Consider the following 25369-nt stretch of genomic DNA (forward strand, 5'->3'; position numbering starts at 1 on the left):
CAGGAAGCAGAAACCAAGAAGTCGTTTCACTTTGAAAAAAGACGAATGAGCAATATGAAATTCTTAATCGTAATGATGTTTTCAGCAGCATTTATTTTCGGCAGATCCGTCGGTTGCAGTCAAGACCAATCGGCATTTGCTGGTAATACGAATATTAATAATCAAAGCAGTAATGCTGCCAACGAGACTAAAGGCAATAAGATAAAGATTAAAATCGGGTCAAAGACTTTCAATGCCACACTCTTTGACAATGCGACGGCAAACGCTTTCAAAGCGATGCTGCCGTTGACGCTGAAGATGGATGAACTGAACGGCAACGAGAAAAAATATGATTTCTCGAACAATTTGCCGACCGACTCTTCCAATCCCAAAACAATCAACAAAGGCGATCTGATGGTTTGGGGAAGCAATACCTTAGTGCTTTTCTATAAAACATTTCCGACGCAATACAGTTATACAAAACTCGGACGGATGGACGATCTTTCAGGGCTTGAAGCCGCAGTAGGATCAGGAAACGTAACGGTGACGTTTGAATTGGAGTAATCACCGGGAGAATAAAATTATGAAAAATATAACAATCGGATTGATATTATGCGCGGCACTTTTTTTAGCCGTTGGATGCAGCAATCAGCAATCGGCTAATACGGAGCAAACAAAAATGGAAAAGGCGGAAAATAAAACTGAAAACACGATTTTTCCGAAGGGCGAAAAAGCCCCGGCGGAAACTTTTACAGGAACGGTTTATGTGCAGCCACTCGCTCCAAAAACCGAAAACAATAATTTTTCAATCGCCAGTGTGACCTTCGAGCCGGGCGCACGGGCAAACTGGCACAACCATCCGGCAGGACAAACTATACTCGTGACGATGGGCAAAGGGCTTTATCAAGAAAAAGGCAAACCCATCAAAACGATTAACAAAGGCGATGTAATTCTTTGCAATCCCGACATTGAACACTGGCACGGTGCATCACCCGAATCTCCGATGACGCACGTTGTAATTACCAACTACAAAGGCGACAGTCAGGTGAATTGGCTCAAGCCTGTGACGGACGAGGAATATAAAGCTGACGCGAAATGACGGCTTTCAGAAATCTTGATTGGAATAAAAGTTAGAAGTTAAAAAATGACAACGAACGAGAATGGAAACTATATGGGAAAGGTTGCGTTTGTAACCGGAGCAGCGAACGGCATCGGTCGAGCTACGGCGCTGGCGTTTGCCCGTGAGGGCGCTAATGTAGTGGTCGCCGACATTTCGGAACAAGGCAATCAAGAAACGGCACGCATGATCGAAGAACTCGGCTCCCGAGCGATCGCCGTCAAGTGCGATGTGACGCGAAGCGAGGACGTGAAGGCGGCTCTTTCCAAGACCATCGAAACCTTCGGGCGGCTGGACTTTGCCTTTAACAACGCCGGTGTGGAGCAGAAGAATGCAGCAACAGCCCAAATCGAAGAGTCAGAGTGGGATCGGATCGTCAACATTAACCTGCGCGGCGTTTTTCTGTGCATGAAGTATGAAATTCCGCTGCTACTCAAGCAAGGGGGCGGCGCGATCGTGAACACATCATCGGGCGCTGGGGTCATAGGCATCAAGGGCGGAGCCGCATACACCGCCGCAAAACACGGCTTGATCGGACTCACCAAGTCGGCGGCTCTCGACTACGCCTCGCAGAACATCCGCATCAACGCCGTCTGTCCTGGCTATATCGACACGTCGATGATGGATCGCTTCACCGGCGGCACTCCTGAAGGACGAGAACAGGTAATCTCAGAGGAACCGATTGGAAGGATGGGACAGCCCGAAGAGATCGCCAATGCCGTGGTCTGGCTGTGTTCGGATGCGTCTTCCTTCGTTGTCGGGCACGCCTTGGTCGTTGATGGCGGTCAAACGGTGTAGTGATGGTATCGCTGCTGTGTTGCCAACATTTATTAACCAAAAGTCTGGGCATGTTATCACAACTTCATCGGTTGCTGGATTAAAAGCTTATCCAGGTGGTGCGGTGTACGGTGGGACGAAATGGTTCGTGCGCGATTTCATGGAAGTTCTACGCATGGAGTCTACTCAAGAGGGGACTAACATTCGTACTGCGACAATTTATCCTGCTGCAATTAACACTCTCGTTGTTCAATACCTTTGCCAAAATAAGAGCCTAGATAAATTTTGGCAAAAGTGGCAAAAGCAAGCATAAATAAGCGTTTCGATAAAAATGTAGTTTGTCATCTGAAACCCTTATCCTGCTGTCAATACGTTAAAAAACCCTTGTGGGAAACCTTAAAGGAATTTTTAGGACTGATTGTTTTTGCCAACCCTCAAAGAAATGGGAGTTAATGGTTAAAGCATCATAATCTCACCCTCGTAAATTGGCGAAGGTATTGATATAAGGTAAGCTTTTTCAGCCTCTATTTCCGTTTGATAGGGTCGAGATTCCCATACACCATTGTCACCGGATAACTAATATCCGTTGTCTAGCCCGTGAGCTAGAAACATAGTACAAACGATTAAACTCTCTAATCTTTGCCAGGACTGCCTTACTGTCATCTCCTCGTTCTGGATAAAGTCGCTTACTCAAATCTTTACCATCAATACCCGCTTCTAAGAAAGTGCTACCTTGGCTATTGTGAACAGTTAATGCAAAGCAGTTTCTGATGTTGGCAAACTGCTCTGAATGTTTGTAGTACTGCTTCCACAGAAAGGGATTACGCTTGGCACTTTTGAGTAAGCGTTTGGTTTCTTGGTCAAATTGTTTTTGCTCATCTTCATGCAGAACATAGATTTGACGCACAATTCCTTCATCTGTCTCTACCTTTAACCTCCAAGTATCATAGTTGTTGTAACGATCCCCAAAGACATCTAAAACAGTAAACTCTGTAGATGTAGAAAGAATCGTAGTTTTACCATCAGGAGCCATCACAGGATCTCTGGTGATTAATCTTTCTCCAGGAATAAACCGATTGAGATTTTCACCATATAAATATGTGCGAATCTGCTGATTATAAAAGTCAACTTGAGTATTAGTCCAGGACAAAATTCGGAAACAATCTGGGTTTTGAGCAAATTCTTTAGACATTTTTTTGCAGGCATAACGCAGCAAAGTTTGACGTTTAACCATCAGCGCCCCATTACTTTTATCAGGCAGATATTTGGCATAAGGCTCAAAAGGAAACTTGCTCTTGGTGACTGCATAGCGAGAAGCGGTGACAAACTCTAACAAAGGGCTACCAGTTCCCTGACGCACAACTTGAGTCAATACTGCTTTATCTGGCACTTGAAAACTAGGGGATTTTCCTTCATTAACTGGATTTAACTGTGCTGGGTCGCCCATGAGAATAATTTTGATTTTTGTCCAGGTGGATGATTGGTTAGCAACATCCTCAATCCAGTGCCAGAGTTGTTTGCCAATCATGGAACATTCATCAATAAAGACAACATCAAATAGATTGATGTAAGAAGGCCCAGTTTGGTCAAGTACTTTCTCTTTACCTCTAGTTACCATACCCAGTCCTAACAACTGGTGAATGGTGAAGAATTCTACCCCAGTTACACCATTTTCTGCCGCCATGCGTTGCAGCACACCTACAGCTTTATTAGTGGGTGCAGTCAGTACAACTCGCTTACCCGCAGCGACAAGAACTTTAACTAGTTGGAAAACAATAGTTGACTTGCCGGTTCCTGCATAGCCAACCAGCAGAAATAAAGCAGCCATCACAGTTGGCTGTATAAATGTCCACATTGATAATAAAGCTTTTTGCTGCTGTTGGGTGAGTTGAAATGGAAAAGAACTTGTTGCAGCGAAAGTAGGAAGTGTTTGGATCATCATCGCTTCGCTAATTCCATTAATTGATCCACTCAATGCAGCGATAGCTGTTGGTTTTACTTCTCCGAAAAACAATACTCCTTCTGGTTTGAGGAATATATGTTTCTATATCCATTCGGCATCATCAGAAATCAATATATTAAAAGTTTTGGTATTGCTGAATCATGGGATAATTCCGGACAATTTGGAACAAATCTTCAATGGTTTCAACCGCCAATTAATGCCGCATTTATGCAACGCCAAAGTTTTTTAAGATTCAGATGATTTAGTTAAATCTGAAATTGCACATATATTTTTTTCCATGAAGGTAAACATCTTCAATCTTAAAATTATTGCTACTCGGAAATCCTACTTGAATTCTTGTCATTACAAATTTTCGCGCATGTCACCATACATTAGACCTAATTACGCATTACTACGTATTTAAATATACTAAAAATTTTATTACACTGAAAATAGTTTTTAGTGTAGGCGTGGCCTGCCGTAGACATCGCTCGTTTTTTATCCGGCCTTACAAAATCCCATCCCGTTGCTCCCATCTCTATGTTATTTATCAAACAAAAATACCTGCCCTACAGGATTGCATTTTTCAGTGTGGGAGCAACCTTGCTAGTAAAGCTGGGACTAGAGCATCTAACCGGAATTACAAATTCTTTCAGCTTGTGGCTGATTGCGATCGCTATAAGTACTTGGTACGGTAGTATCATTTCAGGATTGACATCAGTGTTTTTGGCTGCTTTAGCTAGTCATTACTTTTTTACAAATCCATCTTCTACTCTCGATAGTCTGGAATTTGTATTATTTGTTATCGAGGGTCTATTAATCAGTGCGCTAACTGCTAAGTTCCAGTCAAGTAAACAGCAGTCAGATACTGATAAAACAGAAGCCCAAATCAATCTAAAAGATTTATTACAGAGTCAGCGTTCACTCCGTCAAGGTGAAGAACTATACCGAACATTAACCCAAAATCTACCCAATGGAGTAGTTTTTCTCTTTGATCGAGATATGCGCTTTATGGGTGCTGAGGGTACAGAACTGCAAATTTTTGGTTTACCAAAAGAAGAGTTCCAAGGTAAAACGCTGCACGAAACTGTTCTCCCTGAGACTTACGAACTCATAGAACCAGCTTACCGTAGTACCTTACAGGGTACTCCAATGTGTATTGAAATTCCTTATAACAATCAAGTTTATCTAGTACAAACTTTTCCAGTTAAAGATGAAAATAGCAAAATTCTGACTGGCTTGGCAATCTTCCAAAACGTCACGAACCGCAAACAAGCAGAAGCAAAAATTATCAAGCTAAACCAAGCTTTAAATCGACGAGTTAAAGAACTACAAACTTTGTTAGAGGTGATTCCAACTGGCATTGGCATTGCAGAAGATCCACAATGCCGAACTATTCGAGCTAATCCGGCTCTTGCTAAACTGCTTGGCATACCTGTTGACGCAAATGCCTCTCTCAGCGCTCCTAATGATGAACGTCCAACTAACTTTAAAGTTTACCAGGATGGCAGAGAACTAGCTCCAGAAGAACTAGCTATGCAATATGCTACCACTCATGGTGTGGAAATACTGGATTCTGAGATTGAGGTGGTTCGTAATGATGGTGTGAGAATTAATCTGTCGCAGTATGCTGCCCCTTTATTTGATGAAGATGGAAAAGTGCGGGGATGTGTAAGTGTATTTCTAGATATTACCCAGCGCAACCAGGCAGAAAGAAAATTGCAAGCTGCTAGAGATCAGTTGCAGACTGTACTGGAGGCTGTACCTGGAATTGTATCTTGGGTCAGTTCCGATTTATGCTATCTAGGTGTCAATAAGCACTTAGCTGATAGTTTTAATTTGCCTCCCGAAGCTTTTGTTGGTCAGGATATTGGCTTCTTAGCTAGTGGTAATGGGTTTCGTGAGTTCGTGCAAAATTTCTTTGCTGGAGATCAATCTGAAGCATTATATGAGTTGAAATCCATAAGCGCAGATCGTAGCTATTTAATTGTGGCTCAAAAATATGACCAGAACAGAGCCGCATTTTTAATCGGTATTGATATCACCGAACAAAAGCGTGTAGAGGAAGAACTGAGACAAAAGACTGAGGAACTGGCAGAAATAAATCGAGTAAAGGATGAATTCGTCGCTGTCTTGTCTCATGAGTTACGTACTCCCATGCATAATCTTCATGGCTGGGCGCAACTATTGCTAACTGAATCTGAGATGGATGAAGCACTGAAAATTGAGGGACTGGAAACGATTGAGCGGAATGCCCGTCTACAAGTTCGCTTAATTGACGATTTGCTGGATCTGGCTAGGATGCAGAAGGGCGAGATGAATTTGGAAATCGAATCTGTTGATTTAGCAAGTGTAATTCGGTCAGCAGCAGATACTATTCGATTGTCAGCCGAAACAAAGGGTATTCAAATTCAATTACATCTTGATGCTGCTGTATCCAACGTTTTAGGTGATGCCATTCGTTTACAACAGGTGGTTTGGAATTTGCTTTCAAATGCAATCAAGTTTAGTTCCAAGAATGAAAGTGTAGAGGTGAGGTTGGAACAAGTTGAGTCTCAGGCTCAGATTACTGTTATCGATCAAGGGAGGGGCATAGAAGCAGAATTTATACCATTCGTCTTTGAGCGGTTTAGTCAGCGTGATGCTTCCACTACTCGTTCTGCTGGTGGATTGGGGTTAGGACTTGCGATCGCTCTCACAATTGTAGAACTCCACAATGGCAATATCACAGCAGCCAGTGCAGGATTCGGCAAGGGTTCGACATTCACGGTGAGACTACCTATCGTGACAATGACAGAGCAGTTGAGTAATAAGGAACTAGTAGTAGCAGAATTGCTGCATGGCAATCAGAAAATTACCCAGTTGCAGAACTTGTGCATTCTGGTTGTGGATGACGATGCAGATGCTCGGATGTTAATGCAGACTGTTCTTCAGAGCGCCGGAGCAGATGTATTAGTGGCAGCATCAGTAAAAGAAGCATTGGCACTTTTAGAACAGCAATCGCCTGCACTACTGATTAGTGATATCAGTATGCCAGATGAGGATGGCTTTACCTTAATTCGTCAGGTTCGCTCCCACACTAGAGAGCAAGGGGGACAAATTCCAGCGGTAAACGAAGTTATGCCGAAGGCTATCGCTCTCACTGCTTTTGCTGAAGCCAAAAATGAGCAACGTATTTTAAAAGCAGGGTTTCAACTTTTTATTGCCAAGCCAATTGATCCAATGGAACTCGTGGACAAGATAATCAAGGTATTAAAAACTTGATCAAGAGTATAGCAATCACCTGACGGCATTCGTGGTGAGTTAACTGAAACTCACGGTTATTGCAGCGAATGGTAATGTGATATAGCGGTGTGCAGTTCAGTGAGATACAAAAACTTTGCTGAAATGATTTGACAGCAAGGACTTTGGTGTTCTCATCCAATCGATAACCGCTATAACAGTATCCTGGTTTGATCTCACGGGGTTTTCTGGACATCTTTCAGCTAGCGAGTGAGGTATTCTTGCTTGAATACCCCACTGATTACCTTACTATTCCTGTCAAATATCGCCTGACTAGCATGGTAGTATTTGGCGGGGTAAGTCATGGTGTGTAAGATGGCAATAGAACTGTATCCATCATCCTTTCGCTGCGACTGTGGGCATCAATCGGATTTCTTTGAGAATACCGTCTCTGATATGAAAAACATGAGCATCCGTAAACGAGTCACTTTAGGAGACTCTGAAGATAACGAACACAGAATTGTTTTTTTCAAGAGTAAGGCAATAGAGATTATTTGTCCCCAACTCGGAACCTGCACAATAACCGACTCACAGTAACGGGCTTTAGAGATGAGTCACCACGCCTCACTGTCAGAACTCGATGCCCTCTTCGCCTCCCTCCACCATTGAGCCTTGAAATGATAATTGTAAGATGAGTGCCATGCTGACAGAATTTACCCTCGCCAGCTTCAAAAGCTACAGTACAAGCCGATTGCCCCTTGGATCGCTAACCGTACTAATCGGAGCCAATGCCGCAGGCAAAAGTAATGCCCTTGAAGGTCTGCGCTTTCTGTCATGGCTGGCACAAGGACAAAAACTTTCTAGCATTCAATATGCAGTAAATAGTGCAGAGCGCGTTGTACGCGGTCGAGTAAATGACTTGTGCCATAGAGGAGAGTCAAATTTTACCATTGGTTGCCGTTTAGACTACCCAGACTGGAACCAACTCGATATAACCCTGAATGTGCGTGACGGAGAACTGCACATCAGTAGTGAGCGAATCGTTGGCTCGACAAGTCAAGTCCCGCTATATGACCTAGATCAGCCTTCTCAAGGAGTAGGGACTGATGTTGGTGTCGCATATAACAACTTTACAAAAGGGAAGAACAAGCCACGAGTAACGTGCAGCGATCAGATGGCTATATTCGTGCAATTAGACACCCCTGCCCATTTTGATCCAAAGTACCCCAAATCCCAAAAGATAATTCCTGAAACCGTCCGCGAATATCAACGAGTTTTAAAGAACATCCTGTTTCTAGATCCCGTCCCCGCCAGAATGCGCGAGTACAGTTTCAAATCTGATAAGCGATTACAAGAAGATGGTACCAATCTTTCCAGCGTCCTGTATCGCTTGTGGGAGAACCAAGCCGAAAATCAACAGGCAATTCTCAACTTTATCCAGAGTCTACCAGAACAGGCTATAGATGGGCTAGATTTCCTTTTCGGCCCACGGGATGAAGTCATGGTGCGACTAGCAGAAACCTTTGGCAATACCCGTCGCTATTGTGAGGCGGCATTGTTATCCGATGGTACTTTGCGGGTGTTAGCGATCGCGGCGGCTATGCTATCGGCACCCGTTGGTAGTTTAGTGGTAATCGAGGAAATCGACAACGGCGTTCATCCCAACCGCGCCCAGCATCTACTCGCCAGCATCCGGGATATTGCCGAGCGGCGGAAATTGCGGGTGCTGCTTTCTACCCACAACCCAGCCCTAATGGATGCCTTACCCGATGCGGCTCTCGGTGATGTAGTGTTTTGTTTCCGAGATCCAGAGTCAGGAGATAGCCGCCTTGTACGGCTTGGGGATATGTACGATTTCCCCAGTCTGATATCTCAGGGGCCGCTCGGTCAACTGGTAACTGCTGGGGTAGTGGATCGGTTTGTTAAGTCGCCGCACACACCTGAAGACAGAAAACAGCAAGCTATGGAATGGCTGTCTCGTTTGCAGGAGTACGGCAATGAGTAGTATCTGCCTGATAGATACCAGCATATTCCTCGAAATACTCAACGTCCCCAACTATAATCAGCATAGAGCATCAGTTCTCGAAGATTTTCAGACCTATGCTCAATCTGGCTGTACTTTTTTGTTGCCTATGGCGACGATACTTGAAACAGGCAACCACATTGCCCAGAACGGCGATGGCACAATGCGAAGGAAAACTGCCCTACGTTTTGTTAAAGAAGTTAAAGAGGCATTCACAGGCGTAGCTCCCTGGAGACCTACTACATTCCCGAACACCGCAGAGATATTGGAGTGGATTGACGACTTCCCCGATCTGGCTGGCAGAAACAAAGCTCGTCTTAAGTCAGAAGGAACCAGCTTTGGAGATATGAGCATCATTCAGGAATTTCATAAGTCCTGTAATCTTTTCCAAATGAGTGAAGTGTTTATCTGGTCACTGGACAGCGATTTACAGAATTATCACCAAAGGGGAAAATGACAATACTTAGCATCAGCATCGAGATTAGGGCGAACGTATGTTGTCATTAAGAAGCCTGTGTTCTCAACAAATTCTCAAATAATCTCATTAAGCAATGCTTACTGACTTATCACTCAGTTGGCTTTTTGACCGTCGCTATCTCCCTGCTTCAAAATTATTGCATTAATTAATTTTTCTATTTTCAAATTCTGAATTATCTGAATTTAGTAAAAAGAAATGTATTTTAACCAGTGCATAATGCATAACCTCTAGCGTTGCTGTCCTAATCTGAGTAGACGGTCATTTAAGGCGATTCTTCCTAATTCAGAAATAACCTCAACTGGAACACCAACAGATGTAGCTGCTTCTGGGATTGTTATTCTGCTATTTCGCAACAGAGATAAAACTTGCTGCACTTTAGGAACAACTGGATCGCTTTTATTGGTGTAACCCCGATTAATAGCAATTCTCAGCCCGGTTTCAATATCATCTACTCTAGCTCTGCGATTTTTATCTATTAATAGTGTCTGTTGTCCAGCGATTGCGCTACTTTCAGAAGCCGCTCCGCGTCTTAGCGCAGTGCCAGAGGTAATCGCATTTGCAATCTGAATACCAACATACCCAGTGTTTCTACGCACTGGAACGATATCGAAGTTGTAGAGTCGCTTTTGTCCCGTTTTGTCTACAGTTTGGACAAGTAAGTTAGTAATGGCAGTGGTGGTAGCCCCTGGAAACTTTAGTGGTTGGATTGCCCTCAGAAAGATGGTTGTGGCGCGTCCGTTTTTTAAATCTGTATCTGTGGTGTAGACCAGTCGTGAAGGATCTGCTACCAAAATGTAGGCGATCGCCTCGTCGGTTTGAGTGAAGCTAATAGGCGTAGCACGTCCTGGAGTAATTTGAACCTGAATCCTATTGCTTGCAGCCATATCCCGTTCAATCAAGCGATATGCAGGAGTTTGTGCTTGTGCCTGTACAACAGGTATCGTTACCCCAAATAGTATTGTGGTGCTAGCAATAACAAGAGTGGCAAATTGTTTCATACCAATGAAAGAATTTTGGACTAGAAGTTTTGACTTATAGGCTGTTCCAGTAATCTCAAAGATTAAGTTGTAGAACGTTCAGTTTGTATCTATTCAAGAGCCAGAATGCTGTAGATAACTCGACTTCAATCTGTTTGAATTTTAAATTGCTGGCTACTTATACCAAATTGGTATCATCGTTCAACTTTCAAAAAACTATTGACGACAACCGAGACTTCTGTACCTTCAGGTAAAAACTGGATATTTGGACGTTGTAGTAATTCCTGTACTGCTTGGTCAGAGCGTCTAGACAGACGTTCACTGACTGGACTAAAAAAGCCTTCTAGTGCCGCCGCCCAAATCTGAGGATTAGAGTTACTACTAATAGTACTTTGGTTAAAAGTGCCACTAGAAACAACAGTGCTAGATTGAGTACGGGGCTGATTCACTATGCTTCCCACCTTACCCAAACTACTGAGTAATCCAACTAATAAATCTTGTTGGGCAATATCTGTCCCCACATCATTCAGCTTTTTAGCAATTAACGGTTGCTGTCTTCGACCACGAATTAACAAAGTCTCAGCCGGAATGGTTTCCTGTTTGACTGTGCCTTGGGAGTCAGGGTAAATAAGCGCGATCGCACTAGCAGATACTAAGTTATTCTTTTTACCTACTGCCACTGTTTTCGTTACTAAAACAGTACCAGCCGGGAGTGCCACCGTGCCATCTGTGGCTGTGAGAGGTTTGGTTAATTCGATGGCAAAGCGATCGCTCTTATTATTGCCTCCCTGATCCCAAATCATCGGCATGATAATTCTACCTGTGGCAGATGTACCCAGTGCTACCTCTTTAGTTTCATTGACATTGAGATTGGTTGTAGCTACAGGGGTGCGATTGAGGATACCTACCATTCCTGGAGTCAAGTTATCAGTTTTACTATCAGTGCTTTTGGAGCCAATTAAAACTGTTTGAATACCAGGGTCTTCGGGAGTGGAAATGGATGGCCTAGCTGTTGGTTTCGAGCCTGTTGGAGTTTGAGTGTTAACAGCAACTTCTGACTGAGTTTCAGCTGCTTTAGAGTTACCGATTTGCGACTGTCCCAGGCTAGCTAGTTGACTCCACTGCTGGAAAGGATCGACATTACTTTCAGGCTGTCGTCTTGGTGTTGAAGCTTGATAACTTACAGGATTTGGAGAAATATACCGCACTACTGGGGGCGCAGGTTGAGAAATTCTTACAGGAGTTATTGGTGTTATGCGTGATGTAGGAGTTGTGCGCGGCGAAAAAGTCTCTTGAGGTTGAGATGGCGTTGGTTTAGGTTTATTTTGTAGGGTTGGACTTGGGGATTTAGCCGCAACAGGTTCTACTTTGAGTTGTTGCCGTTGGTCTTGAAACGCTAATCTGCTTTTCAGTTCGGCAGATTCATCTAAAACTGGTTCGTCTTTTGGAGATGTAGTAGGAGTTTGGACTACTTGTTTGACAGGAGGTTTCGGTTGGAGAAATCCAAACCAGATCAGGGCTACAGAGCCAATAACCATTCCCACTAAGGCAACTACTGAACCTAGTCGAACACTAGGTTTTTCTGCTAACGGTCGCTCTACTGCTCCTTCTGCATCTTGTTTCAAGCGATATTCTTCGGAAATGAGGTGATTTGCAGTAGGGTTATAACCTGCCAACAACTGCTCCTCTTCAGGGCTGATATCATCATCAGCCACCAAAGTGGCTTGGGTAGAGCGATGATTGCCGTTAGTACTGTTGAATTCCGGCGAAGAATCACCAGAGTTTTCATTTAGGTAGTCAAATTCATGGTTTTGATTTGAATTGCTCATAATTCTACCTTTTTCCTTTAGCGTCGTTGCTGAGAATTGAACTCAACCATCTTGGTAATTTGCAGTCCAGACGATCGCACTTCATAAATTTTCTGTTCTACCAGGGGGGCATCTTTACCTAAAGGAGATCGGGGAATCTCCACTGCTTGAACGGTAAAGGTGCGGTTAAAAGGAATACGCTCATCTCTACCAGTAGTGCGGTCAACTAAGATACGGGTAGCAATCATATCTATTTCCCATTCCCCAGGTCGTACTGCTCTTGGTTCTGACAAATAAGAAATAATAGTGGTGCTACGCAGCTGACCTGAAAAGAAGCTAGTAGGAACTAATTCGGCAATCTTCGGTAGAGAAGCTTTGGCAAATTCCGGTTCTAGTAGCAGGGAAGCAAACCAAGTATTTGTAGGAATCCGCCCATTTCTACCAACTTGAATGCCTTGGTCTGGTTGATTAGTGCCAGTGAGTTTGTCATCCCAGTTAAATGTCAGGGTTGTCCAGTCACTAACTACCTTTTGAATTACAGCTGGATAGCGCCAGTTACGGTCTTGCTCAGAAATGTAGATTGTCTCGCCATTTACCAACTGGGCAAAGGTCGTCTTGCGATCGGCAATTTTATTGACCCTGAAAGCGGTGAATAGAGTCAACAAAAATATCAGACCGTTAAATGCAGTTAGGCAGATAAAGCAAACAGCTAGGAGGTTTTTGGCTTCTGGAAGCAATGGAGCTTGAAGTCGTTTAATTTGCAGAGTCATACCAAATTGGCATAAGTAGTATTGTTTGAGAATCCTGGAACAGCCTTGTGTTAAAGGTTTTTAATTCGTCTTGGAAAGTTCTGATGCCTGTCTTGAAAATAGGGACTAGGGACTGGGGACTTTCCGCAAAATCCAAAATCTAAAATCCAAAATTGGTATTACCCCCTACGGAGTAGAGCAATACTGGTTGCAGTTCCAATGGCACTGCTAAAAATATCGATTAAACCTTTGACATTGGCAGAAATGCCGTTATAGATTGCCATTCCCCCACCTCCAGCTATCAATACCGCCAAAACTGGTGCAAAGATGCTCAGGAAACATAAAAATGCTACATCAGATGCTAATTCAGCACCAGACTTCACCAGGACGACGGCTGCTAAACCTACTAAAATGTTGTAACTAAGTTGAACGCCAAACAAGGAAATAAACCCTGTCAGCCACGCCCAAATAGGACGACCTTGCAATGGCAGCAAAGATAAACCAACTGCGATCGGTGCAAATAATGCCGTCAGCAGCAGAGCAGCTTCCAAAATATTTACAAAGCCCCATTGCAGGGCATACAGGATAAAGCGAATAATGGGGATGGCAGTATCTCGAAACACACTACCTGGATCATTGGCAAACTGAACAGCAGTACCGATTTGACCAGGCAAAGTTCTATTCCAGAGAAAACTACCAAAATCTCGTAGTGGTTGGAGTGGAGATTTAGCTTCCTCTTCAGCTTTGGTAACAATTGCCTGTGCCTGGGCTTGCTTTGAGTTCCAGCATTCAACTAACTCTGTACCGACTTTTCCTTGACATTCGCTATAGAGGTTTTCTAGCTGTTGTCTAGCGATACTGCTAATTGCCACATTGGTAATAGCATCTCGAAATGTTAGTTCACCAACTTGAAGCTGAAGAACGCTTTGCACTTGGTTGTAAGCGAAGCCTCGAATAACAGTAATTGTCTTTGCCAGCATATTGCCGTTGGCCCCCAAGAAAATCATAATCACGAAGGGCCAAACAAAGATTGATGCCAGTTCTGACCATGATTGCTTTTCAATGATTTCTTTACCAGTGGTCAGCGCTACAAATAAGATACTGGCAGCTCCCAAAGTGATGCCCAATTTAATCAAGCCAATCCATAATGCTGAACCGAGCGGATCTAAAGTAACTAGCCAGACGGTATTCCACGACTCAACTGTGGCGCGAGAAAGTTCTAAAGAACTGGAGATAATTTCTAGGGCATCGGATTCTCCGCCTGTTACTGGAAATGATTGAGCAATAATGTGGATCATGAGTGTCGAAATCAAAGCTACTACTTGTCAGAACCAAGGGTAATGCCACCAGGCATGATCAATAACCCCGCCTGTTGAGTGGCAGCATTGCCTGCGGCAACACTCTTACGGCGATCCGCAGTATTGATGGCTGAAAGTTCCTTGGCTGTTTGAGCGGTTAAGGTGTTACTCAATGCCCTGTCAATGCGTGCTTGCTGGGCTTCAATAAGCATCCGCTCGTTGACGCGACTGCTAAGGGCAGTCTGTTGGGATAGGTTTTGCAAAATCTGTTGGGTGACATCTAAACTTTGGGACTCCTCACCCAAGCTGACGTTTTCTTGAGTATCTTGTTGAGTAGCTTGCTTAATTTGAGCCATCTGACTTTGGGCTGTTTGGCTCCAAGTAGCCTGATTAGCGATCTCTGTAGCAACTGTTCTAGTAGCATATTTACCAAGGTCTTCACGGATACCATAAGAGCTTTGACCATTGGTTTTGTTCTCCAAAGTTTCAGACAGCACGGCACCAGGGTCGTTGTTGGCTGAACCGTTCATGATTCCTGCCAAAACTTTGTTTAAATCTGGAATTTGAATTGCACCCAAGGCAGAATTGAGCAGATTGCCAAGAGGATTAAATAGGTCATTTTGAGCGAAATTTTTGACATCTCCCACAAAATCATTGATTTGAGATGCTGTGTCTGCGGTGAAAATACTACTACCAGTAGTTTTGTTACTAACAGCAGCAGCTACTGGATCTCGACCGTTGTCTTGAGTGCGAGCAAGGGCTGGACTGGCGATAAAACCAAGTGACAAAATTAGAATCGGTGCTATCAATCTGATAGAGGTAAGTTTAGATTTCATGATTCACCTTCCTTAATGCAGTTTTTAGATATATCAACTTGCAATCAGGCGTTCTTGAGCCTGTTGGTCATCGTTATTCTCTGGGCGATCGCTTTCTCCTTGCAGAGATGCTCCGCTTTGGTGGATGTCCGCAGGACTTACGGCTGGGCGTAGCCAATCGCGCAATGCTGCGGTTTGATGTATCTGTTGACCAATATGCTTAAACCCTCTGTTTTCCTTCAAAGCCGGAATGTAAGCATCGGTAAACGCTCTCAGTCCTAACAAGTTGCCTTTAGCGGTATCTGGATACTGAGCCATCACCCGTTCTCGTGCTTCCCGTTCATCTTGGTTATTGGCAACACTGGCCAGCATCATTTCGCCAGGGTAAAAGCGGGTACGCCAGAATCTACCACCTGTTTCTACTAGCCAGCAGGAATAAAGGTCGCTGGTACGGGGCAAGAATGCTTCAGTCGCATTTTGACTGATAATATTGACGGGATAGCCCAGATACTGTTGGAAAGAAGCAATACCGCTACTGGTAATACGTCCGGTAATCCGGTAGGTCATGTTCTGCATAATTTGAGCGCCTGTTGAACACTCGCAAATGGTATCCGGATCTTGGGACATCAGCAGAACAGCAATGCCTTCTTTCCTTCCCGTGGCACAGGTTTCGCCTATAATCTGGGCAAAGCCATCTTTACGTAACAATACGGAAAGCTCATCGCCAATAAACAAACTCTTAGGATGGGATAGGGCATTACGGATACAGGCACTATGGGCGTTAATTGCCATCAAGTAAGCATCCTGTTCGTTACTCAATCCACTGAGAGCAAAGAATTTAATCGCCGGTAATGGGGAAAAAGTGCTGGGACGAGCGATCGCTTTCCCCAACTTAGATGCCAGTAAAGCGCTAACCTGATTTTGGATTTGGTTAAGTGCCTGTCGGTCAATCTCTTCAAAGGATCTCAGATTAAGGCGCTCTCTAGTGCAGAACTTGACGAAATCTGGTAGCGTGGGTATCTGCTGCCATTCTGGTGAAAGCCAACCCATCTCAAATGCTCGGTTGTAGCGAGTAATAATTTCTGGGTCTTTTAAAAATACGTCCAAAGCTTTGACTAGCAAGGCATCAACCCGTTGAGCTAGATGGGGGTTTTCAACTTTACCCATTGCGATCGCAGTTAATGCTTTGCGAATAAAGTCCTTCCAAGATTCCATCCGCCGTTCCCGTTCTGACTTGTCGAAGCGTCGCAAATCTGGCGGTTCCAGTAGGTTACTGCTGCCACTGGAAATATCGTAATATGCTCCTTGCTCGCCCAAAAGCTCAATTGCCGTCTTGAAAGTGCTGTTACCACTAGCAGAGATATCCATACCAACAACGGGAATATTGTTCGCTAATGCCTCTAAAGCAAAGCGCCATCCCAAAACGCTCTTTCCTGAGCCGGAAGTACCTGTAATTAGAGCGCGTCCTATCTGTTGGTGAAATAAGTCAACATAAATAGGCTTACCACCACGACTGGTAAGGAATTCCACACCTTGTTTATCAATGTCCTTGGGGACAGTTAGGGGCATGATTCCAGCTACGGTATTGGTATCTAAAGTTATTCTGCGTTCGCTGAGATTGCCTCCGTGCAGCAACCATTTGCAGGTAATTGGTAGGGTTTGCAGCCAAATTTCCCAAGCAATATTACGTTCCCGAATTACTTTGGCAGTCTCAAAACTGTTAGCTAACAAGTTACAAGCGTGGGTTAACTCTTGGGCACTGTGGCGGTAAACTAGAAATACAGGCGCACAGTGCAATGCTTTCGTCCCTTCATAAAGTCGTCGTTGAGCTTCAAAGGATTCCTCCTGTTTGATTTCCGCTCCAACGTCCCGTCCCTGTCCTTTGGTTATGGCTAAAGTGCGGGCTGTTTTGGATTGTTTTGCCTGACGCGCCAGGTTGTCTTGGATTAAGAAGTCGTTGCTGCGGCTGATTTCAATCCAAGCTTCTGTATCGTGGACGTAGCTGGAAGCAAGGATTTTCCAAACCCACTTTAGCTGCTCTTGGGCATTAGACCAACCAACGGGGGGATCTGTTACAACCATGACTCCACAAACCTTGCTTTTACCTGTGAGGTAAACTCGGTCATTATCTCCCCGATGTTCGGGACAAGCGGAACGTCCTTGTTGTCCTTCAATCAGTAATGTACAGATGTGTTTATCGGTGGTTAGGGTTTCTGTTAACTCCAGTCCCGTCTCAGTCTCCTTGAGTGTAATAACTTGGGGAATAGGAGGTGCTGCACCCTCATTAAATCGATTCCAAAGCCACTGCCACAAATCTGTAGCATTGCAAGGTGTTACTTCTAAGCCAATTTTAGTATTGAGCAGCAATTCCCACTGAATGAATCCTTGCTGAAACCCTTGCAGTAAGAGCTTTTTGAAAAACTCCTCTTGGTAAATGCGTTTGTTCCCTGTAATCAGTTCAACTGCCCAAGAGCCAAATTTTCTGAATTTTTCAATCAGTCCACCTACAAAATCCTTTTGCTGTGAACCAGCTTCATCATCGCTCGTCCAAGTACAGAAGGCAATTTGATTCCAGATTTGGCGAGAACCTGCTTCCTTGAGTTGTTCCACCCGCAATTGCTCGTTGCGAAGCAGCACAGAAACTGGTTTCAAGTGGCAATCGTCTGCTAAGGCAGTAAGTGGGGTTTGGCGTTTGTGCGGTACTCGCTTGGTAGAGCCTGTCTGTAGGGGATATGACTCAGTATCATCACTATAACAGCCTGTACAAAAAGTAATTTTTTCACCGGGGGGTAGTTCTTTCAAACCCTCTTCGATAGAGTGGGCAAATTCGCTAACCTCATTTTCATGTAGTATGTCATGCAGTCCAGCGATGCGAAACCCAAACACGAGTTGATACTGAGAGTTGCCTTTATCCAATAACAGGGCAGCCACTTCACGATCATCCTTCTTAATTTCTGCAATACAGCAGATGTTTACCTCATTTTGGAAGGGCATGAGCTTACTTTTGCCTCCATATTGATTCGGTACAATCAGCGGCTTGAATCGGATTTGCACTTGCGAGTCTGCGTAACGCCGACGCACCCACCAGGGTCGATATTCAGGGATCGGTGAGATATAAATGCTGTTACTATTGCACCACTCTGTTCCTGGTGGATTACGCCATCGATCTAAAAACTGATGGGGCTGTTTGCCTGTGAGAATCCACCAACTGATAATTAGCCAGAAGGAGGTGGCAAAGAACCAACCCATACCCAAACTGAGTAAACCATTGGTGAGAACATAGCAAACTACAATGATGGCAATCCAAGGAAGTAGCTGTTCAGCCGGAATTGGCCCAATGCTGGCTTGCTTGCCTAGAATCCGATTGACTTTGATGAATTCTCGATTGTCTTGTGCCATATTTGTATAATTCTCTGGTGCTGCATTAGTAGTCAGTCAACCAAGAAGTGACAAGTGAAGATAAGGGGGAGAATAGGACTTTTCTTCTTGTCATAAACCTCTCAAAGTTGTCTAGATCAACTATGCTCATCCCCCACTGATGAGTTATGACGAATGTTTTCTGACTTCTGAATTCTTATTTAATGGGTATAAAATTCAAGTTGGGTTTACCTGATGGCTGATGTTGTTCCTGCGCCATTACCGACAAATATGAAAGTGATGACATCAATGGCAATTACGATGGAGAACGCTAAACCAACTTGAGTAACAATTGGTCGCCAGTCGTTACCTTGCTGGGCTTGGTTATAGGCAAATAGAGAAGCAGCAGCAACCAGCAGCAAGAATGCACCTCGGATGAGGTTGAATGTCAAACCAACAACGTTAGCATCCAAAGTGCTAGTGGAACCGCCTCCTGCTTGGGAACTTTGTTGAGCTAGATTGTTGAAGAAGCTTTCTAACCCGCTTAAGAAAATAGCTTGGGCTGGAGTTGTAAAGGTATCGAGTAAAGCGGTAACAGTGATAATGGCGGCAACAATATGCCAAAAGCGAATTTTTTTACCTAAATACTTTTCTAGAATTGGTACTGTGCGAATTACGTACCCAATACTCAAGAAAACAATGGTGGCACATCCCAAAATAGTGACGAATATGGGTTTGGTAGCTAACAAATAAATTCCAATCGCAACACATAGTAAAATGAAAAGTAAGTCTGTGCGGTTGATTTTCAGATTTCTCAAGTTGGTTGAAAATTTACGAGATGGCAGCAGTTTGAACTGAGAAATGTGAGATTTTGTGTTGTTCATTTTTCTCTTCTCGTTTGTAGAATTAAACTTGCATTTCTGGTTTGCTGGCTTTTCTTTGAGTTTGTTTCTGGCGTTGCCTTGCAGTATCTTTATCAGTCTGGGCTTGGGTAGAGGGAGCTGATTGCTGATTGTCCAGTAGCGTTTCTATCTCACGCAGGGGGATGCTACACTGCAAAATCTCCGGGGGCTGCCCTGGTACTAAAACGGCATCAAGCACTTGTTCATCGTTACGATTAGGGTTAAATCCTTGAAGTAGCCGTGTATCATTGGGCAGTTTTACTACTTCAAACTCGTACTTGACTTTGCCCTTTTCAGTCCAGGTGAATGTCGGTTCATCGTTGCTGTTAAATCGGTTAGGTAGTTGTTCTTGAAATTTTTGAATTAATGCTTGGGTACTGGCTTTGAGGGCGTATTCTTCTTTCGACTGTGGCAGTTTGCAGATGCCCGTCTTTTCATCAGGGCTGAGATTGTCTTGTGCGATCGCCCATTGTCCCTGAGTGCGAGTACCAGCAAAGAGTGTTTCACCTTGGGTATTTTCTAAGGCGATCGCTACCTGCTTGTCCTGTGCTTCTACCCATAAAGTTTTGTTACTGGAAATGGCGATACCTGCTTGGGGTGATTGGTCAAATAACTCACCAGCAACTTTGGCAAACCCCACTAAAGCATCGGCACAGGCAGCTTGTTGTTGCTGTGCTTGGCGTTTCGTCAAATGTTCTAAAATGTCAACGTTTGCTGGTTGCTGGTTAGCAGAGTTAGGTTGGACAATATCTGCATCAGTTTTTGACTCAACATCAGAACTGCTTTGTTGTGCTGCCATCTGTTTTTCCAATCGGCTAACTACCATTTCTAAACGGTCAAGTCGCTTGGAAAGAACTTTCAGGTAGGCTTCAATTTGGTCAAGCTGTTCGCTGACACTGGCATCCTTATCTAATTCAAATGGTTGAGATTGGTATTTGGGGTCTAGTTTGTCACCAAGATTATCTACTTTCGAGCCGATTTTGGTAGCAGCTACAGCCAGTGGATTGTCTGCGGCTGATTCTTCAGATACAGTTTGAAAATCTTGAGACTTTTGAGACTCTGGTGAGTCCGGCTTTGCTTCTTGCAAGCGACTGGCTATGTTATCTACGCGGTCATTCTGCTGTTGGAGTTCTTTGAGAATTCGTTCAAGCCGCTTTTCATCAGCTTCAGCTGCTAGCTGTTCCAAAACACCTTGTCCTACCGCAATTCCCAGAGATGCCAGTTGTCCTGTTAAGCCTGCCAAATTCACCCCATTCACTTCTCGCCCATTGGTGGCAGCTGTGGCACTTAAACGCGAAGCTTCGTCTAGAGGTTCTCTGGATTTGGAGTTTTTGGCAGCAGTTTTATTGGTCTTAGCTCTGTCTTGAGTTTTAGGTTGTGTTTTAGGCTGAGAATTACTTTGGGTTTTAGTTGAAGTTTTGGCTTGAGTTTTAGTTTGGGCTGCGCTAACACGACTAACAGATGGCTCGTCTTCTTCACCTAAGTCATCTAGGTCATCAAGTTTGGTGTTGAAATCGTCATTTAATAGGTCGTCTAGTTCATCGTTTGTATCATCTATTTCTTCATTTTCTTCATCTAAATCAAGCAGGTCATCTTCTAATTCATCATCGAGATCATCTAGTTCTGTTTCAGCAAAACCACAAATTTCAGCAATGTTAGAAGGGGTGAAGTAGTTTTCATCTTTGCTGGTAATTCCTTCTAGGTTTTTAATCAAGTACTTGCCACTGGTTCTGTGGTTCGGATCATTGGTGAGATAGAAGCGATAGCCTCTAATCTCGTCATCATCTCCACCTCCAACACAGAGTTCTACTGTGATGGGGGCTTTACCTGATTCCTGGCTGTAATTTTCTACATAGGCTTTAAAGTCTTCGTGGGACTGGATAGAATCATCTTGAATTGAGGATGCGATCGCTTTATCCAATGTGTTTTCAATATGGCGGAGTTTACGGCGATCTGTCAGGTTTTCCCATGAGCGATTTTGAGAATTTTGTCTTTGCTTAGGTTTGGTCAGTGTTTTGGTAGCCATAGGTACTCAAAGCTGATTGCCTTAAGAGTTAGCCTAACAAGGCTTGATCTGGAAACAGCTAGACCAAATGGCGATTTATAAGTTGTCCAGTTGGCTAATATTGACAGTTAGCAGTTTTATGAACAAATATTCTCAAGCTAATTTTCTCCTCAGACTCAGAATAAACAACGTCTTGACAAAAAATAAACTATAGCAGTCCTAAATTCTATCACTTGGGTTAGCTTCACTTGCATAGTTAACTAACCCTAACAAGGTTAGTGTCAAATTCATTCCGACAGTTTATTTAACATCTCACAGAGTTCTTCCTTTTTCTGTTTGGTATGTTGAACGCTGGCTAAAGTTGTCAATACTCCACCTGATGCTGTGAGACTGGCTTCAGATACTTTATTGAAATAGAAAAGTCCAACACCAAATAGAGTCATCAAGGCAGATGCAGCAGTAATATTTAACGCGAGGTTATAGCTTTTACGTGTCATGTGCAATAATTCGCGGATAATTTCTTCTTTGATATCGCTGTAGTCGTTGTTATTTTGGGGTTTCGCAAAAAAATTAAACTGCATAGTGACTCTCCGAAATGCTGTATTGTTGGTTCGTGATATTGGTATCCTACTCAGACTAAAAAATACGTACCAGGGCAAATGGGTTTTGCTTGTGTTGAGTGTTGCCCTATTGCTATGTGGTAATTTAGGGCAGATGGGGAAGTAAAGAAAATCTATCTGCCCTAGTTCGGGAAACAACTAACTCGCTATTGTTTATATACAAGTATCAATACCCAATTACGGCAATGCGTGAATCTGATAAAGTGCGATCGAGTGAGGAAGGTAAAGCCAGACTCAAACAAGCTTATAAAGAAGCTGGATTAACTCAAGAGGAGTTAGCACAGCAGGCAATAGTGTCGGTTGATACTCTAAAGCGCCTACTTGGTACTAAGGATTGTCCAAACGGGGTTGAACGACAAGCAGTTAAGAATATTGCAAAAATTCTGAAAATTGACCCTACAGATATAGTCGATGTTAAAGACTGGTATCCTCAACGGCAGTTACCAGCAGAGTTTGAACGACTAATTTACGAAAAAACGCAATTATTTTGCGGACGAAAATTTGTATTTGATGCGATTGAGGATTTCTTACAAAATAACCCAAATGGCTATTTCACTATTATTGGTGATGCGGGGATGGGGAAAAGTGCCATTTCTGCCAAGTATGTATTCGATAATCCAGAAACTATTTGCTTTTTTAATATTCGTGCGGAGGGAACTAATCGTCCCGAATTATTTTTGAAGAAAATTCGCCAACAGTTAATTGCTCGTTTCCAGTTGACAGATGTAGCTGATGCGTATTTATCAACTTTATTGACTAAAGCAAAGGAAAAATTATCCACTGGAGAACGATTAATTATTGTTGTTGATGCGCTCGATGAAGTTGACCAAGAAGCGGCTGGAAATCTCTTATATTTACCAACTACTCTCCCAGATGGGGTTTATTTTATCCTGACGAGAAGACCCTATAATCAAAATGAGAAAATGTTGAATATTTCACCCAATATCCCGACTCAAAAATTGGATTTGAGGGAGAAAGTTCAAGAAAGTATTCAAGATGTGAAAGAATATATTTGCCAATCCCTAAATGATGATAAATATAAGCAGGGTTTGAATCAGTGGATTCAGAAACAAAACCATATATCTAATGATGAGTTTGTCAATAAAATAGCTACAAAAAGCGAAAACAACTTTATGTATTTGCGGTGTATTTTACCCGCGATTGCTGATAGTTATTATAATGATAAACCTTTGGATGAATTGCCTGTGGGTTTGCAAGGATATTACGAAAACCACTGGCATATTATGGGTATGACAGCTAAACCTTTACCGAAAAATAAAATCAAAATTGTTTATGTGATGTGTGCTTTGCGTAGTGCTGCTTCTCGTGGAGTGATTGCTAAATATTCTAAGCAGAGTGAGTTGACTGTGCAAGAAGTTCTGGATGGATGGGCGCAATTTTTACAGAAGCAAGAAAGCTATCAAGCACCCCGTTATCGATTTTATCACGAAAGCTTTCGAGATTTTTTGCACCGTCGGGAGATTGTCCAAGCTGCGGGGGTGAATTTACATGATATTAGCGCTGAAGTTGCCAATAATATGACCGAGGGGCTGATTTTATGAGTAATCTTCGAGCTTGGTTGGCAGAAAAATCACCAGAAGAGATAGAACATTTTCTAAGTGAAAGTCTGCATTTGTTGTTAGATGGTGGGTATATTCATAAATATTGTAATTTATTGAGTGATTATGATTTTATTGAAGCGAAAATTCATCATTGTAACTTTGGCATACAGACACTGATTGAAGATTATAACCTAATCGAGAATACCGAATATGCAAATCATACAGAATACAATTTGAAAACAATAGAATCGCTTAAGCTGATTTCCAATGCTTTATTTCGCTCTTGCCCCATCATCAATGATGATAAAAGTCAATTAGCTGGACAATTATCAGGACGCTTGTGGTACTTTCAAAAGCAAAACTTAATCAACAAATTATTAGAGCAGATATCGCAAACTAATAAGACTTGTTTTCGTTGTCTCACAGGTTCTCTCACACCTCCTGGAAATCCTCTAATTCGCACCCTTACCGGTCATATTGATTCGGTTTATGCGATCGCCCTCAGCAGCGATGGCAAATATGTGGTTTCTGGTTCTGGGGACAAAAAAATCAAAATCTGGGAATTAGGAACAGGGAAGGAAATTCGCACCCTTATCGGTCACAGTAATTCGGTTTATGCGATCACCCTGAGCAGCGATGGTAAATATGTAGTTTCTGGTTCTGAGGACAAAACAGTAAAAATCTGGGAATTGTCCACAGGAAACGAAATTCGCACTCTTTTTGGTCATAGTAGTTCGGTTCGTGCGATCGCCCTGAGCAACAATGGCAAATATGTGGTTTCTGGTTCAAATGACAAAACAATCACAATCTGGGAATTGTCCACAGGAAAGAAAATTCACACCCTTATTGGTCATCTTAGTTATGTTAATGCGATTGCTCTGAGCAACAATGGCAAATATGTGGTTTCTGGTTCAAATGACAAAACAATCACAATCTGGGAATTGTCCACAGGAAAGGAAATTCGCACCCTTTTTGGTCATAGTGATTGGGTTAATGCGCTCGCACTCAGCAATGATGGCAAATATGTGGTTTCTGGTTCCTGGGACAAAACAATCAAAATCTGGGAATTGTCCACAGGAAAGGAAATTCGCACCCTTATTGGTCATAGTGATTGGGTTAATGCGCTCGCACTCAGCAGCGATGGTAAATATGTAGTTTCTGGTTCTTGGGACAAAACAGTCAAAATCTGGAAATTAGGAACGGGAAAGGAAATTCGCACCCTTACTCGTGATAGTAGTCCAGTTAATGCGATCGTCCTGAGCAGCGATGGTAAATATGTGGTTTCTGGTTCTAGGGACAAAAAAATCAAAATCTGGGAATTCGCAACAGGAAAGGGAATTCACACCCTCAATGGTCATAGTAGTCCAGTTAACGCGATCGCCCTGAGCAGCGATGGCAAATATGTGGTTTCTGGTTCTGGGGACAAAACAGTCAAAATCTGGGAATTAGGAACGAGAAAGAAAATTCACACCCTCAATGGTCATAGTAGTTCGGTTCGTGCGATCGCCCTCAGCAGCGATGGCAAATATGTGGTTTCTGGTTCAAATGACAAAACAGTCAAAATCTGGGAATTAGAAACGGGAAAGGAAATTCGCACCCTCAATGGTCATCTTAGTTATGTTAATGCGATCGCCCTCAGCAGCGATAGCAAATATGTGGTTTCTGGTTCTGGGGACAAAAAAATCAAAATCTGGGAATTAGAAACGGGAAAGGAAATTCGCACCCTCAATGGTCATCT

19 protein-coding genes are annotated in these 25369 nt (G+C 43.2%); 9 read left to right on the forward strand and 10 right to left on the reverse strand.

The window, feature by feature from the left end:
* Window positions 1–45: 45 nt before the first annotated feature.
* The 4 genes from ACM0OX_RS17660 to ACM0OX_RS17675 are packed head-to-tail and all read left to right on the forward strand — an operon-like array spanning window position 46 to window position 2186.
* Window positions 46–543 (forward strand): cyclophilin-like fold protein, encoded by a 498-nt coding sequence (locus ACM0OX_RS17660; RefSeq protein ID WP_414516385.1) that lies wholly within the window; start codon window positions 46–48, stop codon window positions 541–543.
* A gap of 19 nt (window positions 544–562) precedes the next feature.
* Complete coding sequence (locus ACM0OX_RS17665; RefSeq protein WP_084227242.1) at window positions 563–1078, forward strand: cupin domain-containing protein; 516 nt, start codon at window positions 563–565, stop codon at window positions 1076–1078.
* Window positions 1079–1123: 45 nt separating this feature from the next.
* Entirely contained in the window at window positions 1124–1894 is a 771-nt protein-coding gene (locus ACM0OX_RS17670; RefSeq protein ID WP_414516386.1) for an SDR family oxidoreductase, read from the forward strand.
* Window positions 1875–2186 (forward strand): SDR family oxidoreductase, encoded by a 312-nt coding sequence (locus ACM0OX_RS17675; RefSeq protein WP_414516387.1) that lies wholly within the window; start codon window positions 1875–1877, stop codon window positions 2184–2186. Before ACM0OX_RS17670 ends, ACM0OX_RS17675 begins: the two co-directional genes overlap by 20 nt.
* 252 nt (window positions 2187–2438) lie before the next feature.
* Here ACM0OX_RS17675 and ACM0OX_RS17680 read toward each other — a convergent pair whose 3' ends face one another.
* Complete coding sequence (locus tag ACM0OX_RS17680) at window positions 2439–3848, reverse strand: ATP-dependent DNA helicase (protein ID WP_414516388.1); 1410 nt, start codon at window positions 3846–3848, stop codon at window positions 2439–2441.
* A gap of 507 nt (window positions 3849–4355) precedes the next feature.
* On the opposite strand from ACM0OX_RS17680, the gene ACM0OX_RS17685 reads away from it, so the two are divergent.
* The 3 genes from ACM0OX_RS17685 to ACM0OX_RS17695 all read left to right on the forward strand — a co-directional run bounded on the left by ACM0OX_RS17685 (window position 4356) and on the right by ACM0OX_RS17695 (window position 9517).
* Window positions 4356–7079 carry an ATP-binding protein gene (locus ACM0OX_RS17685; protein WP_414516389.1) on the forward strand — a complete coding sequence of 908 codons (2724 nt, stop codon included), beginning with the start codon at window positions 4356–4358 and terminating at the stop codon, window positions 7077–7079.
* 658 nt (window positions 7080–7737) lie between these two features.
* The gene (locus ACM0OX_RS17690) at window positions 7738–9042 is read left to right on the forward strand and encodes an AAA family ATPase (protein WP_414516390.1); all 1305 of its coding nucleotides are present in this window, start codon (window positions 7738–7740) and stop codon (window positions 9040–9042) included.
* A complete protein-coding gene (locus ACM0OX_RS17695; protein WP_414516391.1) occupies window positions 9035–9517 on the forward strand; it encodes a type II toxin-antitoxin system VapC family toxin in 483 nt (160 codons plus the stop codon). The genes ACM0OX_RS17690 and ACM0OX_RS17695 overlap by 8 nt, the downstream gene beginning before the upstream one ends.
* A 248-nt stretch (window positions 9518–9765) precedes the next feature.
* Here ACM0OX_RS17695 and ACM0OX_RS17700 read toward each other — a convergent pair whose 3' ends face one another.
* The 9 genes from ACM0OX_RS17700 to ACM0OX_RS17740 form a co-directional block, all read right to left on the reverse strand.
* Window positions 9766–10536 carry a hypothetical protein gene (locus ACM0OX_RS17700; RefSeq protein WP_414516392.1) on the reverse strand — a complete coding sequence of 257 codons (771 nt, stop codon included), beginning with the start codon at window positions 10534–10536 and terminating at the stop codon, window positions 9766–9768.
* 173 nt (window positions 10537–10709) lie between these two features.
* Window positions 10710–12344 (reverse strand): hypothetical protein, encoded by a 1635-nt coding sequence (locus tag ACM0OX_RS17705; RefSeq protein ID WP_414516393.1) that lies wholly within the window; start codon window positions 12342–12344, stop codon window positions 10710–10712.
* 17 nt (window positions 12345–12361) lie between these two features.
* Window positions 12362–13093 (reverse strand): hypothetical protein, encoded by a 732-nt coding sequence (locus ACM0OX_RS17710; RefSeq protein WP_223278179.1) that lies wholly within the window; start codon window positions 13091–13093, stop codon window positions 12362–12364.
* A 158-nt stretch (window positions 13094–13251) separates the two neighbouring features.
* Complete coding sequence (locus tag ACM0OX_RS17715; protein WP_414516394.1) at window positions 13252–14370, reverse strand: hypothetical protein; 1119 nt, start codon at window positions 14368–14370, stop codon at window positions 13252–13254.
* Between the two features lie 20 nt (window positions 14371–14390).
* A complete protein-coding gene (locus ACM0OX_RS17720) occupies window positions 14391–15206 on the reverse strand; it encodes a hypothetical protein (RefSeq protein WP_414516395.1) in 816 nt (271 codons plus the stop codon).
* 33 nt (window positions 15207–15239) lie between these two features.
* Window positions 15240–18584: a hypothetical protein gene (locus ACM0OX_RS17725; protein WP_414516396.1), complete on the reverse strand. Its 3345-nt coding sequence runs from the start codon at window positions 18582–18584 to the stop codon at window positions 15240–15242.
* A gap of 206 nt (window positions 18585–18790) precedes the next feature.
* A complete protein-coding gene (locus ACM0OX_RS17730; RefSeq protein ID WP_414516397.1) occupies window positions 18791–19426 on the reverse strand; it encodes a hypothetical protein in 636 nt (211 codons plus the stop codon).
* 22 nt (window positions 19427–19448) lie between these two features.
* Window positions 19449–21470, reverse strand: coding sequence for a hypothetical protein (locus ACM0OX_RS17735; RefSeq protein ID WP_414516398.1), 2022 nt, complete (start codon window positions 21468–21470; stop codon window positions 19449–19451).
* Window positions 21471–21736: 266 nt separating this feature from the next.
* The gene (locus tag ACM0OX_RS17740; protein ID WP_414516399.1) at window positions 21737–22030 is read right to left on the reverse strand and encodes a TRADD-N-associated membrane domain-containing protein; all 294 of its coding nucleotides are present in this window, start codon (window positions 22028–22030) and stop codon (window positions 21737–21739) included.
* Window positions 22031–22254: 224 nt separating this feature from the next.
* Here ACM0OX_RS17740 and ACM0OX_RS17745 point away from each other — a divergent pair, with 224 nt between their 5' ends.
* The gene (locus ACM0OX_RS17745; RefSeq protein ID WP_414516400.1) at window positions 22255–23631 is read left to right on the forward strand and encodes a helix-turn-helix domain-containing protein; all 1377 of its coding nucleotides are present in this window, start codon (window positions 22255–22257) and stop codon (window positions 23629–23631) included.
* The coding region (locus ACM0OX_RS17750) for a WD40 repeat domain-containing protein (RefSeq protein WP_414516401.1) at window positions 23628–25369 on the forward strand (1742 nt) is incomplete at its 3' end. The genes ACM0OX_RS17745 and ACM0OX_RS17750, both read left to right, overlap by 4 nt.

Origin of the sequence: Nostoc sp. PCC 9305 (assembly GCF_963920915.1) — a bacterium.
In the GTDB taxonomy this organism is placed as follows: Bacteria; Cyanobacteriota; Cyanobacteriia; order Cyanobacteriales; family Nostocaceae; genus Nostoc.

Excerpts from the sequence above, each read along its gene's own strand:
- ACM0OX_RS17705 (WP_414516393.1), bottom strand. The coding sequence starts at position 12,344 with ATGAGCAATTCAAATCAAAACCATGAATTTGACTACCTAAATGAAAAC.
- ACM0OX_RS17715 (WP_414516394.1), bottom strand. The coding sequence starts at position 14,370 with ATGATCCACATTATTGCTCAATCATTTCCAGTAACAGGCGGAGAATCC.
- ACM0OX_RS17730 (WP_414516397.1), bottom strand. The coding sequence starts at position 19,426 with ATGAACAACACAAAATCTCACATTTCTCAGTTCAAACTGCTGCCATCT.
- ACM0OX_RS17720 (WP_414516395.1), bottom strand. The coding sequence starts at position 15,206 with ATGAAATCTAAACTTACCTCTATCAGATTGATAGCACCGATTCTAATT.
- ACM0OX_RS17700 (WP_414516392.1), bottom strand. The coding sequence starts at position 10,536 with ATGAAACAATTTGCCACTCTTGTTATTGCTAGCACCACAATACTATTT.
- ACM0OX_RS17690 (WP_414516390.1), top strand. The coding sequence starts at position 7,738 with ATGCTGACAGAATTTACCCTCGCCAGCTTCAAAAGCTACAGTACAAGC.
- ACM0OX_RS17725 (WP_414516396.1), bottom strand. The coding sequence starts at position 18,584 with ATGGCACAAGACAATCGAGAATTCATCAAAGTCAATCGGATTCTAGGC.
- ACM0OX_RS17665 (WP_084227242.1), top strand. The coding sequence starts at position 563 with ATGAAAAATATAACAATCGGATTGATATTATGCGCGGCACTTTTTTTA.
- ACM0OX_RS17735 (WP_414516398.1), bottom strand. The coding sequence starts at position 21,470 with ATGGCTACCAAAACACTGACCAAACCTAAGCAAAGACAAAATTCTCAA.
- ACM0OX_RS17685 (WP_414516389.1), top strand. The coding sequence starts at position 4,356 with ATGTTATTTATCAAACAAAAATACCTGCCCTACAGGATTGCATTTTTC.
- ACM0OX_RS17670 (WP_414516386.1), top strand. The coding sequence starts at position 1,124 with ATGACAACGAACGAGAATGGAAACTATATGGGAAAGGTTGCGTTTGTA.
- ACM0OX_RS17740 (WP_414516399.1), bottom strand. The coding sequence starts at position 22,030 with ATGCAGTTTAATTTTTTTGCGAAACCCCAAAATAACAACGACTACAGC.
- ACM0OX_RS17660 (WP_414516385.1), top strand. The coding sequence starts at position 46 with ATGAGCAATATGAAATTCTTAATCGTAATGATGTTTTCAGCAGCATTT.
- ACM0OX_RS17695 (WP_414516391.1), top strand. The coding sequence starts at position 9,035 with ATGAGTAGTATCTGCCTGATAGATACCAGCATATTCCTCGAAATACTC.
- ACM0OX_RS17710 (WP_223278179.1), bottom strand. The coding sequence starts at position 13,093 with ATGACTCTGCAAATTAAACGACTTCAAGCTCCATTGCTTCCAGAAGCC.
- ACM0OX_RS17745 (WP_414516400.1), top strand. The coding sequence starts at position 22,255 with ATGCGTGAATCTGATAAAGTGCGATCGAGTGAGGAAGGTAAAGCCAGA.
- ACM0OX_RS17675 (WP_414516387.1), top strand. The coding sequence starts at position 1,875 with ATGGCGGTCAAACGGTGTAGTGATGGTATCGCTGCTGTGTTGCCAACA.